At 69.1% G+C, this 13,902-nt stretch carries 11 protein-coding genes and 1 riboswitch; of the genes, 9 read left to right on the top strand and 2 right to left on the bottom strand.

Features of this window, described 5'->3' with window-relative positions; genetic code table 11:
- Positions 1-51: 51 nt before the first annotated feature.
- Positions 52-3,600: a transcription-repair coupling factor gene (gene mfd / locus OED01_RS11365; protein WP_264155388.1), complete on the bottom strand. Its 3,549-nt coding sequence runs from the start codon at positions 3,598-3,600 to the stop codon at positions 52-54.
- Positions 3,601-3,688: 88 nt separating this feature from the next.
- Between mfd and OED01_RS11370 the strand changes: the two genes are divergently transcribed.
- From OED01_RS11370 to OED01_RS11410, 9 genes are all read left to right on the top strand, one after another.
- Complete coding sequence (locus tag OED01_RS11370) at positions 3,689-4,255, top strand: GNAT family N-acetyltransferase (RefSeq protein WP_264155389.1); 567 nt, start codon at positions 3,689-3,691, stop codon at positions 4,253-4,255.
- A 49-nt stretch (positions 4,256-4,304) separates the two neighbouring features.
- On the top strand, positions 4,305-5,168 hold the full coding sequence (locus OED01_RS11375; RefSeq protein ID WP_264155390.1) for an Fpg/Nei family DNA glycosylase: 864 nt from the start codon (positions 4,305-4,307) through the stop codon (positions 5,166-5,168).
- Positions 5,169-5,223: 55 nt separating this feature from the next.
- Positions 5,224-5,369, top strand: a riboswitch (FMN riboswitch).
- A gap of 51 nt (positions 5,370-5,420) precedes the next feature.
- Positions 5,421-6,461, top strand: a complete 1,041-nt coding sequence (gene ribD, locus OED01_RS11380; protein ID WP_264155391.1) for a bifunctional diaminohydroxyphosphoribosylaminopyrimidine deaminase/5-amino-6-(5-phosphoribosylamino)uracil reductase RibD — start codon at positions 5,421-5,423, stop codon at positions 6,459-6,461.
- Positions 6,461-7,090 (top strand): riboflavin synthase, encoded by a 630-nt coding sequence (locus OED01_RS11385; protein ID WP_264155392.1) that lies wholly within the window; start codon positions 6,461-6,463, stop codon positions 7,088-7,090. The genes ribD and OED01_RS11385 overlap by 1 nt, the downstream gene beginning before the upstream one ends.
- Complete coding sequence (ribA, locus tag OED01_RS11390) at positions 7,087-8,361, top strand: GTP cyclohydrolase II (protein WP_264155393.1); 1,275 nt, start codon at positions 7,087-7,089, stop codon at positions 8,359-8,361. The genes OED01_RS11385 and ribA overlap by 4 nt, the downstream gene beginning before the upstream one ends.
- On the top strand, positions 8,358-8,834 hold the full coding sequence (gene ribH / locus OED01_RS11395) for a 6,7-dimethyl-8-ribityllumazine synthase (RefSeq protein WP_264155394.1): 477 nt from the start codon (positions 8,358-8,360) through the stop codon (positions 8,832-8,834). The genes ribA and ribH overlap by 4 nt, the downstream gene beginning before the upstream one ends.
- A 68-nt stretch (positions 8,835-8,902) precedes the next feature.
- Entirely contained in the window at positions 8,903-9,262 is a 360-nt protein-coding gene (locus OED01_RS11400; protein ID WP_264157963.1) for a Fe-S protein, read from the top strand.
- A 242-nt stretch (positions 9,263-9,504) separates the two neighbouring features.
- Positions 9,505-11,241 carry a glycoside hydrolase family 35 protein gene (locus OED01_RS11405; RefSeq protein ID WP_264155395.1) on the top strand — a complete coding sequence of 579 codons (1,737 nt, stop codon included), beginning with the start codon at positions 9,505-9,507 and terminating at the stop codon, positions 11,239-11,241.
- Between the two features lie 87 nt (positions 11,242-11,328).
- Positions 11,329-12,783, top strand: coding sequence for an MFS transporter (locus OED01_RS11410; protein ID WP_264155396.1), 1,455 nt, complete (start codon positions 11,329-11,331; stop codon positions 12,781-12,783).
- Positions 12,784-12,789: 6 nt separating this feature from the next.
- On the opposite strand, the gene OED01_RS11415 is transcribed toward OED01_RS11410, so the two are convergent.
- Positions 12,790-13,821, bottom strand: coding sequence for a S66 family peptidase (locus OED01_RS11415; protein ID WP_264155397.1), 1,032 nt, complete (start codon positions 13,819-13,821; stop codon positions 12,790-12,792).
- Positions 13,822-13,902 lie beyond the last annotated feature (81 nt).

Genomic DNA, 13,902 nt, shown 5'->3' on the forward strand with positions numbered 1-13,902 from the left:
CGGCATCCGTCCGGTTCGGCGGAACGTGCCGTACCGCCCCGATCGCCGGGATCAGGATGCCGCGGGCACCGGCTCGGGGAACAGTGCCGTGAAGAGCTGAGCGACCCACTCCAGCAGTCCGGCATCCGTCGGCGCCTCGCCACCGGGGCGCGGCAGCGGCACGACGAGCGCTTCTCCCCCGCCGACCAGCTTGGCGTTCGGATACAGGCGCTGCAGGCGCACCTTCATCGAGTCCTCGAGGCGCGCTGGCGCGACGCGGAGGTTCGAGCCCATCGCCACGACGTCCGCGAGGCCGGCCTTGGCGGCGCGTCGGCGCAGGCGCGCGATAGCGAACAGTCCTTCGACCTCGTCCGGCGGCGTCCCGTAGCGGTCGACGAGCTCCTCGCGCACGAGGTCGATGGCATCGTCCTTGGCCGTCGCGGCCGACGCCGCGGAGAGCTTCTGATAGGCCTCCAGGCGCAGCCGCTCGCTGTCGATGTACGTCTCGGGGATGCGGGCGTCCACCGGCAGCTCCATACGCAGCTCGGTGCCGGTCTCCGTCTCCTCTCCGCGGAACGTCGCCACCGCCTCGCCGATCATGCGCAGGTAGAGGTCGAATCCGACCCCGGCGATGTGACCGGCCTGCTCGGCGCCGAGCAGATTGCCCGCACCGCGCAGCTCGAGATCCTTCAGGGCGACCTGCATGCCGGAGCCGAGGTCATTGTTGATCGCGATGGTCTGCAGCCGATCGGCCGCCGTCTCGGACAGCTCTTTGCCGTCGTCGTAGAGGAAGTAGGCGTATGCGCGCTCACGGCCTCGGCCGACGCGGCCGCGGAGCTGGTGCAGCTGACTGAGACCGTACTTGTCCGCACGGTCGATGATGATCGTGTTCGCGTTGGAGATGTCGAGGCCCGTCTCGACGATCGTCGTGCACACGAGCACGTCGTACTTGCGCTCCCAGAAGTCGTCGACGACCTGCTCCAGCTGGTGCTCGCCCATCTTGCCGTGTGCGACGGCGATCCGGGCCTCCGGGACGAGTTCGGCGAGCTCGCTCGCGATCCGCTGGATGGACTGCACGCGGTTGTGGACGAAGAAGACCTGGCCCTCGCGGAGGATCTCGCGCCGGATCGCCGCGGCGATCTGCTTGTCGCTGCGCGCACCGACGAAGGAGAGGATCGGATGCCGGTCCTCCGGCGGCGTCTGCAGGGTCGACATCTCGCGGATGCCGGTGACAGCCATCTCGAGCGTCCGCGGGATCGGCGTCGCGCTCATCGCGAGGATGTCGACGTTCGTCTTCATCTTCTTGAGCGCATCCTTGTGCTCGACGCCGAAGCGCTGCTCCTCGTCGATGATCATGAGGCCGAGATCCTTGAACATCACCTGGTCGGTGAGGATGCGGTGCGTGCCGATGACCATGTCGACCGAACCGTCGATCAGGCCCTGCAGCGTCAGGCGGACCTCCTTGTCGCTCTGGAAGCGCGACAGCGGACGCACCTTGACCGGGAACCCGGCGAAGCGCTCGGTGAACGTCTCGAGGTGCTGCTTCACCAGCAGCGTCGTCGGGACGAGCATCGCCACCTGCTTGCCGTCCTGGATCGCCTTGAACGCGGCGCGGACGGCGACCTCGGTCTTGCCGAAGCCGACATCCCCCGACAGCAGGCGGTCCATCGGGATGGGCCGTTCCATGTCGGCCTTGATCTCGTCGATCGTCTGCAGCTGGTCGGGCGTCTCGGCGAACGGGAACGCCTCCTCCAGCTCGCGCTGCCACGGCGTGTCGGGTCCGAACGCGTGTCCCTTTGCCGACATCCGCGCCGAGTACAGCTTCACGAGCTCGACCGCGATGTCGCGGACCGCCTTACGCGCCTTGCCCTTCGCCGCCGACCAGTCGCTGCCGCCCATCTTGGACAGCACAGGGGCCTCGCCGCCGACGTACTTCGACAGCAGGTCGAGCTGATCGGTGGGCACGTAGAGCTTGTCGCCGGGGTAGCCGCGCTTGGATGGCGCGTACTCGAGGACGAGGTAGTCGCGCGTGGTCTTGGTGGCGTTGCGGCCGCCGGTGGAGACCTCGCGCTGGGTCATCTCCACGAATCTGGCGATGCCGTGCGTGGAGTGCACCACGTGATCGCCCGGCTTCAGCTGCAGCGGGTCGACGACGTTCTTGCGCCGCGACGCGAGCTTCTTGACGACGCGCTGGTCGCCGCCGATCGTCCGACCGTAGAACTCGTTGTCGGTGAGGACGGCGAGCTTCGCCTCCGGTACCTGGAAGCCGCTCTCGACCGATCCGGTGACGAGCGTCGCGACCCCCGCCGCCGGCGCGTCGTCCAGGCTCTCCACGATGCGCGCCGCGACACCGCGGTCGCTGAGCACGTCGCGTGCGCGTTCGACAAGCCCGGCACCGGAGGCGATGACCACGACCCGCCAGCCGTCGGCGACGCGCGCGTCGACGAACGCGATCGCCCCGTCGACGTTGCCGTGGAAGGACGGGATGATCGAAGCGTCGATGTTCTCGGCATCCGTGTCGTCCGTCGCGAACGGGCTCAGGCGCCAGAAGACTCCATCGCGCTCGGCGACGACCTCGCGCAGCTGCGCGACCGTGAGGAAGTCGCCGGCGCCCAGGTCGATCGGTGCCGATGCGCCCGAGGTGGCGGCGCTCCACGCCGCGTCCAGGAACTCGCGGTTCGTGTCGCCGAGGCTCTGCGCCCTGTTCGTCGAGCGCTCTGGATCGACCAGTGCGGTGGCCGAACCCTCGGGGAAGTATTCCACGAGCGACACGAGCGGACCGGCGACCGCCGGCAGCAGCGACTCCATGCCCTCGACCGGGATGCCCTCGGCCATCTTCTCCAGCATCCCCGCGATGGCGGGGAAAGCGCCCACGAGTGCTCGGGCCCGCTCGCGCACGTCGGCGGTGAGCAGCAGCTCGCGGCTCGCGGGCAGCTCGACCCGATCGACGTCACCCGGGAGCGAACGCTGATCGGCGACCGAGAACGCGCGGATCTGGTCGACCTCGTCGCCGAAGAACTCCACGCGGTAGGGATGCTCCGACGCGGCGGGGAAGACGTCGAGGATGCCGCCTCGGACGGCGAACTCGCCGCGCCGCGACACCATGTCGACGCGGGTGTAGGCGCGCTCGACGAGCTGCTCGACGGCGTGCTCGAGTTCGATGCCGCGTCCGCCGAGGGTGAGTTCGAGCGGTGCGGCGTCGCCGAGGTTGCCGGCGATGGGCTGCAGGGCCGCCCGCACGGATGCCACCACGACGAGCGGACGCTCTCCGGACCATTGCGTGATGCGGCGCAGGGTCTCGAGCCGTCGACCGACCGTGTCGGGGCTCGGGCTCAGCCGCTCGTGCGGGAGGGTCTCCCATGCGGGGAAGCCGAGGATCTCGGCATCCGGGAGGTAGGCCTCCAGCGCCTGCGCGAGCGACTCGGCACGGCGCCCGGTGGGTGCCACGACGAGCAGCGAAGCGGGCTTCCCGCTCTGCGCCCGTCGATCGAGCAGCCCGGCGAGCGCGGGCGCGTCGAGACCGTCGACCAGGCCGAGGTCGGCGTCGGTCTGCGCCCAGGTCAAGGCGTCGCGATACAGAGACGCCTCTTCCAAGGCGCGCAGAATCCCCGGAACAGTCACCGCACCAGCTTATGCCGCCCCTCCGACACCGGCGCGATGGGGTGCGGCACGGATCGGACGCCCCGCTGTGACCTCATAGGATGCCGGGATGGAAACCGTCGTTCTGACCACCGACCGCCTCGAGCTGCGCGTTCCGACGGCATCCGATGTCGATGCCATCAACGAGGCCTGCCAGGACCCGGAGATCCCGCGGTGGACGACGGTCCCGAGCCCCTACACGCGCGAGCACGCCGAGGATTTCGTCGGCTCCGTCGCCGGTGGGTGGGCGGAGGAGAAGGACTTCGTGTGGGCGATCCGCGCCGACGGCCGCCTCGTGGGGATGATCGGTCTGCACCACGTGAACCCGGACCCGGCCGGAACGGACGCCGAGATCGGATTCTGGGTGGTCTCCGATGCCCGGGGGAAGGGCTATCTCACGGAGGCGGCGCGCACGGTCATCGACTGGGCGTTCACCGACCGCGGCATGGTGCGGCTCGGGTGGAGGGCGGTCGCGGGGAACATCCCGTCGGCTCGCACCGCGAGGACGCTCGGCTTCCACTACGAGGGACTGCAGCGCCAGGCGCTCACAGGACCACGTGGTCGCGACGACGGCTGGTTCGCCGGTCTGCTGGCGAGCGACGACCGCACACCCGTCGACTGGCCGGTGCTGAGCTGAGCCGGCTCGAGGGGGTGACGATGTCGGATGCCGGTGACAGGATGGCACCATGCCTGAGATGCCGGAGGTCCAGGGACTCGTCGACTTCCTCGGCGAGCGCGCCGCAGGTCGGACGATCACGAAGACGAGCGTCGGCGCGATCGCCGCACTGAAGACGTTCGATCCGCCGAACACGGCGCTGCACGGTGCGACCATCTCCGCAGCGGCGCGACACGGCAAGTTCATCGATCTGACGTGCGGGAGCGATCTGCATCTCGTCTTCCACCTCGCCAAGGCGGGGTGGCTGCGCTGGTACGAGGCTCTTCCGACCACGCTGATCAGGCCGGGCAAGAGCACGATCGCGTTGCGCGTCGCACTCGACGACGGCAGCGGATTCGATCTGACCGAGGCCGGCACCAAGAAGTCCCTCGCGGTGTACGTGGTGCGCGACCCCCGGGAGGTCCCCGGCATCGCGCGCCTCGGGCCCGACCCGCTCGATCCGTCGTTCACGCGGGATGTGTTCGCCGGGATGCTGGACGGTCGGCGCATGCAGATCAAGGGGCTCCTTCGCGATCAGGGCGTGATCGCGGGCATCGGGAACGCCTACTCCGATGAGATCCTGCACGCGGCACGCATGTCCCCGTACGCGATCGCCGGCACGCTCGGCGACGACGAGATCGACAGGCTGTTCACCGCGCTGCAGGAGACGCTGCGCGAGGCCGTCACCGCCGCGTCCGGCAAACCACCGGCCGATCTCAAGGACGCCAAACGACGCGGCATGCAGGTGCACGCGCGCCGCGGCGAGGCGTGCCCGGTGTGCGGCGACGAGGTGCGCAGTGTGTTCTTCGCCGACCGTTCGCTGGAGTACTGCCCGACCTGTCAGACCGGGGGCAAGGTCCTCGCCGATCGCCGGCTGTCTCGGCTGCTGAAATGACCGAGGGGTCACGGAATGAAATCCCCTCAGGTGCGTTGAGTACACTCAGAGCATCAACGTGCTCCGGGGTCGGTGAGAATCCGAACCGGCGGTGACAGTCCGCGAACGTCCTGGTTCTTCCAGGACGCCGATCCGGTGGAAATCCGGAACCGACGGTGATGCGAGGGAGACCTCGCTAGTCCGGATGGGAGGCAGCACGATGCGGGTACGCGCGCATTCGGCCACCCCCGGAGCCTTCACGAAGGACGACGGATGGCAGTGACCGAGGCGGAGCGCCGGGCGATGACCCGCGCCCTCGAGCTCGCCGTCCGCGGACCTCGGGGCGCGAACCCGCAGGTCGGGGCCGTGCTGCTCTCCCCCGATGGCGACGTGATCGCCGAAGGGTGGCACCGTGGAGCGGGAACCGCGCACGCGGAGGTCGACGCGCTCTCGCATCTCACTTCAGGCGCGAGCCGCGGTACCACCGCCGTCGTCACACTCGAGCCCTGCAACCACACCGGCCGCACCGGCCCCTGCGCCCTGGCACTGATCGAGGCCGGAGTCAGCCGCGTCGTATACGCGCTCGATGACCCGGGCGACACGTCCGGAGGCGGCGCCGAGCGCCTGCGCGCCGCCGGCATCGAGGTCGAATCCGGCGAGCAGGCGGATGCCGCGCGCACCGTCATCGCCGACTGGCTGACTGCACAGCGCCTCGGTCGTCCGCACGTGACCGTGAAGTGGGCGCAGAGCCTCGACGGCCGCGCCGCCGCGGACGACGGCAGCAGTCAGTGGATCACCGGTCCTGAGGCCCGCGCCGATGTGCACCGGCGGCGCGCGGCATCCGATGCGATCGCCGTCGGCACCGGCACCGTGCTCGCCGACGACCCGTCTCTCACGGCACGGGACGGCGACGCGCTGTTGCCTCATCAGCCCGTCCCCGTCGTGATCGGTGCGCGCGAGATCCCCGAGACCGCCGCCCTGCACCGCCACCCGCACGAGCTGCTGAGGTTCGAGACACATGATCTCGAGGCGGTGGTGCGCGACCTGCACGAACGAGGCGTCCAGCGCCTGTTCGTCGAGGGCGGCCCGACACTCGCGAGCGCGTTCATCAGGGCCGGGCTGGCCGACGAGATCCTCACCTACATCGCGCCGGTCCTGCTCGGCGGCAGCCGTCTCGCGCTCACCGACATCGGCGTGGAGTCGATCGCGCAGGCCAGACGCCTCCTCGTCGACGAGCGTCTGCAGCTCGGCGCCGACCTGCTCGTCATCGCACACCCGGAAGACGCGGACACCGCGAGGGAAGAAGGAAGCTGATGTTCACCGGAATCATCACCGAGATCGGCGAGATCACCGCCATCGCACCGTCCGGAGACGGCTGGCGCCTGACCGTCCGGGCGCCGGGCGCGGCCTCCGACGCCGTGCACGGCGAGTCCATCGCGGTCTCGGGCGTCTGCCTCACGGTCGTCGACTCGACGCCGGAGACCTTCGACGCGGATGTCATGAAGCAGACGCTCGACGTCTCCGCGCTGGCCGCGGCAGCCGTCGGCTCTCGCGTCAACATCGAGAAGGCGATGCCGGTCGGCGCCCGCCTCGGTGGACACATCGTCCAGGGGCATGTGGACGGCATCGGCCGCATCGCCGAGGTCCGCCCCGGCGATCAGTGGAGCGTGCTCCGCATCGCGCTGCCGGCAGAACTCGCCCCTCTCGTGGTCGACAAGGGATCCATCTCGATCGACGGCACGTCGCTCACCGTCAGCGCCGTGAGCGACGCCGGCGCGACCGAGCACTGGCTCGAGGTCTCGCTGATCCCCGAGACGCTCACCGCCACCACTCTCGGCGGCCGGATCGTCGGCGACGTCGTCAATCTCGAAACCGACATCCTGGCCCGTCATGTCGAGCGCCTGCTCGCATTCCGCCCTGCTCCGGAAGGAGGCTCGCGATGAGCCTTGCCACCATCCCCGCGGCCCTGGACGCCCTGCGCGCCGGCCGTCCCGTGATCGTCGCGGACGACGAGAACCGCGAGAACGAGGGCGACGTCATCCTGTCCGCCGAGCTCGCGACGCCCGAGTGGGTGGCGTGGACGGTTCGCTGGTCCTCCGGGTTCATCTGCGCCCCGATGCCCACCGACCTCGCCGACCAGCTGAACCTTCCGCCGATGGTCGAGGCCAACGAGGACGCCCGCTCAACCGCGTACACGGTCAGCGTGGATGCCGCGGAGGGCGTGACCACCGGCATCAGCGCGCACGACCGCGCGCACACGCTCAACGTCCTGGCGAACCCCGACTCGACCTCCACGAGCATCATCCGTCCAGGACACATCCTGCCGCTGCGCGCCGTCGACGGCGGCGTGCGTGAACGCAGCGGTCATACCGAGGCGGCCGTCGAGCTCATGAAGCTGGCCGGGCTCCGGCCGGTGGGCGCGATCGCGGAGGTCGTCGCCGAGGACGGCAGCATGATGCGCCTGCCCGGCCTCATCGAGCTGGGCGAACGCGATGATGTTCCGGTGATCACGATCGAGCAGCTCATCGCCCACCTGAACGAGGTCGATCCGCGCGATGCCGCGGCTCCCGCATCCGGCACGGGCAAGCGCCGGGTGAGCCTCCGTGCGGACGCGACCGTCCCGACCGAGCACGGCACGTTCCGCTTCCTCGCGTACAAGGACCGCGTCACGGGCACCGACCACATCGCAGTCGTCAAGGGAGAGGTGGGCGAGACCGCACTCGTGCGCGTGCACTCCGAGTGCCTGACCGGTGAGGCGTTCGGCTCGCTGAAGTGCGAGTGCGGTCCGCAGCTGGATGCCGCACTCGACGCGATCGAGCAGGACGGCGGCGTCGTCATCTACATGCGCGGTCACGAGGGTCGGGGCATCGGGCTCATCAACAAGCTGCGCGCCTACAGCCTGCAGGAGGAGGGGCTCGACACCGTCGACGCCAACCTCGCGCTCGGCCTCCCAGCCGACGCCCGCGAGTACGCGGCGGCCGCCGGCATCCTCAGCGACCTCGGCGTCACCAAGGTTCGCCTGCTCACCAACAACACCGACAAGGTCAAGCAGCTCCGCGAGCTCGGACTGGACGTCGTCGAGCAGGTGCCGCTGATCGTGGGCGTCGGACCGAACAACCACCAGTACCTCGAGACCAAGCGCGACCGGATGGGTCACATCATCGGAGAGGCGGAGCTCGCAGAGGCTCTCGCCAACGGAAAGGACAAGGCATGAGCGGCGCAGGAGCCCCCACCCCGCAGGAGCCGCTCGACGCGACCGGCCTGGACGTCGTGATCATCGCCGGAACCTGGCACGACACGATCACCGACGGGCTGATCGCCGGCGCCGAGCGCACCCTCACGGCAGCGCACGCGACGCATCGACTCGTCCGCGTGCCAGGGTCGTTCGAGCTGGCCCTCGCCGCACAGGCCGCCTTCGCCGGTGGAGCCGATGCCGTCGTGGCCCTGGGCGTCATCATCCGCGGCGGTACGCCGCACTTCGAGTACGTGTCCGCCGCGACGACCGACGGGCTGACCCGCGTATCACTGGATGCCGGAAAGCCGGTCGGTTTCGGCGTCCTCACCCTGGACGACGAGAAGCAGGGCCTGGATCGGGCGGGGCTTCCCGGGTCCAAGGAGGACAAGGGCGCCGAGGCCGCGGATGCCGCCATCCGCACCGCCCTGCTCGTGAAGCAGCTGCGCGGCTGAGACCAGCTGCGTCGAAGTCAGGGCTGCCTACCTAGCGCATCAGCGCGTGGAGCCCTAACGTGAGCGTCATGGAGACCCTGCGGCACATCGTCCTGTTCATCCACCTGATCGGTTTCGCAACGCTGTTCGGCGCCTGGGCGGCGCAGGCGTTCGGCGGCAAGCGCCAGTTCGGCAAGATCATGGAGTACGGGCTGCTGATCGCCGGTGTCGCCGGGCTCGCCCTCGCGGCGCCCTGGGGGCTGCCGGAAGGCGCCGAGATGAACTACGTGAAGATCGGCACCAAGCTCGTCATCCTGATCGCGATCGGCGGACTGGTCGGCGCCGGGCTGTCGCGGCAGAAGCGCGGAGCCGCGGTTCCGCCCGCGCTGTTCTGGCTCGTCGGAATCCTCACCGCCACGAACGCCGCCATCGCGGTGCTCTGGCGCTGACGCTTCACCCGTTCGCCCCTCCTTCGTTCGTCGAGCGAGCGGAGCGAGTCGAAACACCGGGCGACGGCTTCCCGATCGTTCGCCTGACCACCAGCGCAGAGCCGCGCCGTGCTCTCCCTGACGACGCGCTCGTGTCGTGCCGCGATGAACAAGGCTTCTCCGTCAACCAGTGATATCCAGGTTGCGGGGTGCGGACACGTCTCGGTGCCCGCATACGAAACCTCTCTCCGAAAGCACGGCACGTGACCACCTTCTCCATCGGCGACACCGACTTCGTCCGCGACGGCGCACCCCACCGCATCCTGTCCGGGGCGCTGCACTACTTCCGTGTGCACCCCGACCAGTGGCAGGACCGCATCCGCAAGGCCCGGCTGATGGGGCTGAACACGATCGAGACGTACGTCGCCTGGAACGCCCACGAGCCGCGCCGGGGCGAGTGGGACGCCACGGGATGGAACGACCTCGGCCGCTTCCTCGACCTGATCACTGCCGAGGGCATGGACGCGATCGTGCGCCCCGGTCCGTACATCTGCGCCGAGTGGCGCAATGGCGGCCTGCCGACCTGGGTCGACGCGGACGAGCGCACGCTTCGATCCTCTGATCCGGCGTACCTTGCCGACGTCACCGGGTTCCTCCGGCGCGTGTACGAGATCGTCGCTCCTCGCCAGATCCACCGCGGCGGATCGGTCGTGCTCGTGCAGATCGAGAACGAGTACGGGGCCTACGGGTCGGACAAGGCGTACCTCGAAGAACTCGTCCGCGTGACCCGCGGCGCCGGAATCGAGGTGCCGCTCACCACCGTGGATCAGCCGACCGACCGCATGCTCGCCGACGGCAGTCTCCCCGAGCTGCACAGGACCGGCTCGTTCGGCTCCCGCAGCGCTGAGCGCCTGGAGACGCTGCGGCGGCACCAGCAGACCGGCCCGCTGATGTGCTCGGAGTTCTGGGACGGCTGGTTCGACTGGTGGGGCGGCGTGCACCACACCACCGACGTCGCAGCCACGGCCGCCGAACTCGACACCCTGCTCGCGGCTGGTGCCTCGGTCAACATCTACATGTTCCACGGCGGCACCAACTTCGGCCTCACGAACGGCGCCAACCACAAGGGCCGCTACCTCCCGCTGGTCACCTCGTACGACTACGACGCACCGCTCGACGAAGCGGGCAACCCGACGGCGAAGTACTTCGCGCTGCGCGACGTCATCGCGAAGTACGCCCCCGTCCCCGCCGAGGTTCCGCCTCCTGCTCGGCCCGCCCCCGCGTTCACAGCGCAGCTGACTGCGGCAGGCACATGGACGGATGTCGAGGCGAACGGCATGCCGGCCGATGAGCCGACCTCGTTCGACGACCTCGGCCACCTGAGCGCACTCGTGCGCTACGACGCCGAGCTGCCGGAGGGCTTCGGCGGCGGCATCCTCCGATGGGAGGAGGAGATCCGCGACCTCGCGTGGGTCAGCGTCGACGGGCAGCACGTCGGAACGCTCTCGCGCACGCGTCACGATCGCGCGGTCACCCTCCCGGCCGGACGACGGGTCAGCATCCTCGTCGAGGATCAGGGGCGGGTGAACTACGACCACCGGCTCGGCGAGCACAAGGGCATGATCGTCGCTCCCCTGCTGGACGGCGCGTCGCTGCGCGGCTGGACCTCCACGCCGCTGGATGTGGCGGAGATCGCCGAACGAGTCGCCACAGGTCCTGCCCCGGCCGGAGAAGGACCCGTCGCCTACACGGCAGAATTCAGGTTGGATGCCGCATCCGACCTGTTCCTCGATACGGCGCTGTGGAGCAAGGGCTACGCGTTCGTCAACGGATTCTTCCTCGGCCGCTACTGGCGCAACGGACCGCAGCGGACCCTCTTCGTCCCGGAGCCGGCGACGCGCACCGGAGCGAACCGGCTCGTCGTGCTCGAGCTCGAGAACCTGCTCGAGCCGATCGCGTCCTTCGTCGCCGAGGCTGCCCTCGGCGACCTCAGCGAGTGACGCGACTCGTCGTAATCCCACAGGGAACGCACAGCCGGGCGTAAACTCCGGTGTGCTCTTTCCGCACTCGAGCGCCCCGGAGGCCCCATGAGTTCCGTCACCAAGCCGGCGAACCCCCGTTCGCGCGTCATCACCGCGAGCCTGGTCGGCACGACCATCGAGTTCTACGACTTCTATGCGTACGCGACCGCGGCCGTGCTCGTGTTCCCGGTGCTGTTCTTCCCGAGCGACAACGACACCGCCTCGTTGCTGGCGTCGTTCGCCGTATTCGGGGCGGCGATGGTCGCCCGCCCGATCGGCGCTGTGGTGTTCGGTCACTTCGGCGACAAGTTCGGACGCAAGGCCACCCTCGTGGCATCGCTTCTGACCATGGGCATCGCGACGTTCGTGATCGGACTGCTGCCCACGTTCCAGCAGATCGGCTGGGTCGCTCCCCTGCTGCTGCTGATCCTGCGTCTCGCGCAGGGCTTCGCGCTGGGCGGTGAATGGTCCGGCGCGGCGCTCGTCGCGACCGAGAATGCGCCGGCCGGCAAGCGCGCCTGGTACGGCTCGTTCCCGCAGCTGGGAGCCCCGCTGGGCTTCATCATCGCGAACGTCCTGTTCCTCGCGATCAACTGGATGCTGCCGCACGCCGAGAACCCGGCGCTGAAGTCCGAGGCGTTCCTGGCCTGGGGATGGCGGATCCCGTTCCTGTTCTCGGCCGTCATGGTCATCATCGGGCTGTGGGTACGTCTGAAGCTCGTCGAATCCGACACGTTCAAGAAGGCGGAGCAGAAGGGCACGATCCGCAAGCTGCCGCTGGCGACCGTGTTCCGCTTCCACTGGAAGCAGCTGATCCTGGGCACGTTCATCATGCTCGCGACCTACGTGCTGTTCTACCTGATGACGAACTTCACGCTCACGTACGGCACGAAGGCGGCCGATCTCGAAACGGCATCGGCCGCGGCCGCGGCGGCGGCGGAGGCGACGGGCAAGTCGTTCGATCCGTCCGCGTTCGCCGCGCAGTTCTACCCCGGTCTCGGCTTCGGCTACACCGACTTCGTGCTCATGCAGATCATCGGAGTGGTGTTCTTCGGCATCTTCACGCTGCTGTCGGGGCCGATCGCCGACGCCATCGGCCGCCGCAAGCTGCTGCTGTGGACCACGGGCGCGATCATCCTCTTCGGTCTCCTCTTCAACGTGTTCCTGCTGCCGCAGGCCGATCCGAAGTTCACGGGTGCGCTCACGCAGGCGTTCCTGATCTTCGGCTTCGTGCTGATGGGCACGACGTTCGGTCCCATGGGAGCCCTGCTGCCCGAGCTGTTCCCGACGAACGTCCGCTACTCGGGATCCGCGATCGCCTACAACGTGTCGTCCATTCTCGGTGCGGCGGTCGCCCCGTTCATCGCCGTCGCGCTGTGGGCAGCGGTCGACGGACAGCCGTGGCTCGTCGGCGTGTACCTGTCATCGATGGGCGTGCTGACGTTCATCGCGCTGATCTTCACCCCCGAGACCAAGGATCACGACTACGAGTCCGACCTCGGTGTCGGTGCAACGCTGTAGCGGGCGTCAGTAGCGCGCGAAGACCCGCTGGGTCGAACCGTCGAGCACCACGCGGCCGCCGTAGGGAAGGATCCACTGCGGCCGCGTGTGGCCGAACGGCACGCCGATGCACACGACGGCCTCGCGGTTGTAGCGCGAGATGACCTCGATCGCGGCATCCCGCTGCTCGTCGCGCAGCGCCTGCGCCTCGGAACCTGTCGGGTGGAACTCGAAATCGCTCACGAGCGGTCGTGCGATGAGAACACCCGCGACGGCCTGCAGGATGCCGCGTTCGCCGAGGCCGCGCAGCCACCGCGCGACCCAGCCTGCGCTCGGACGCTCCTCGCTCGTCTCCAGGAGCAGGACCGCTCCCTCCAGATCGGATGCCGCAGGCAGTCGGTCGGCCCATGCGAGGCCGTCGAGCACCTCCAGGCATCCGCCCCACGTGCGTCCTTCGACTCGACGCTCCGGACCGCTCCACGCCCACGGTCCGGTCGGCGTCCGGTCGCCGTATTCGGTGAGCGCACGAGGATCTGTCCAGCGGCGTCCGACATCCTCGGACTCGCCCGGCTCGATGATCTCGATCTCGCCACCGTCGATCAGCGCGGCCCGAAGAGACAGCAGATGCACGTCGTCGACCGCGGGCCCCGGCCCGAGATGGACCGCGGTCGAGCCGCCGTGATAGCCCGCGATGCCCAGACCCCACAACCAGTTCAGGATGTTCGTGTTGTCGCTGTAGCCGACGAACGGCTTCGGGTCGGCCAGGGCGAGCGCCGGATCCAGGTGCGGCACCACGAGCATCTGGTCGTCGCCGCCGATGGTGGCGAGGATGCCACGGATCGACGGGTCGGCGAACGCCGCGTCGACATCCACCGCCCGCTGCTGCGGGGTAGCGTCCCGCATCCGCGTCGTCGGATACTCGACCGGCACGAGACCGGTCTTCTCCACGAGGCGCCGCATCGCCTGCTCGTGCAGCTCCGGCGCCTCCGCCGGTGCGGCGAAGGCGGGTGACAGGATGGCGACTCGGTCCCCTGCATGGAGTTTGGGCGGGATGCGCATGGCTCCATCTCATCACGAGCGGCGGCGCGCAGTCGTCAACGTCCATTGACAGCCTCACGTACGTCAATATAGATTGACGTA

Source organism: Microbacterium sp. M28, from assembly GCF_025836995.1.
Lineage (GTDB): Bacteria > Actinomycetota > Actinomycetes > Actinomycetales > Microbacteriaceae > Microbacterium.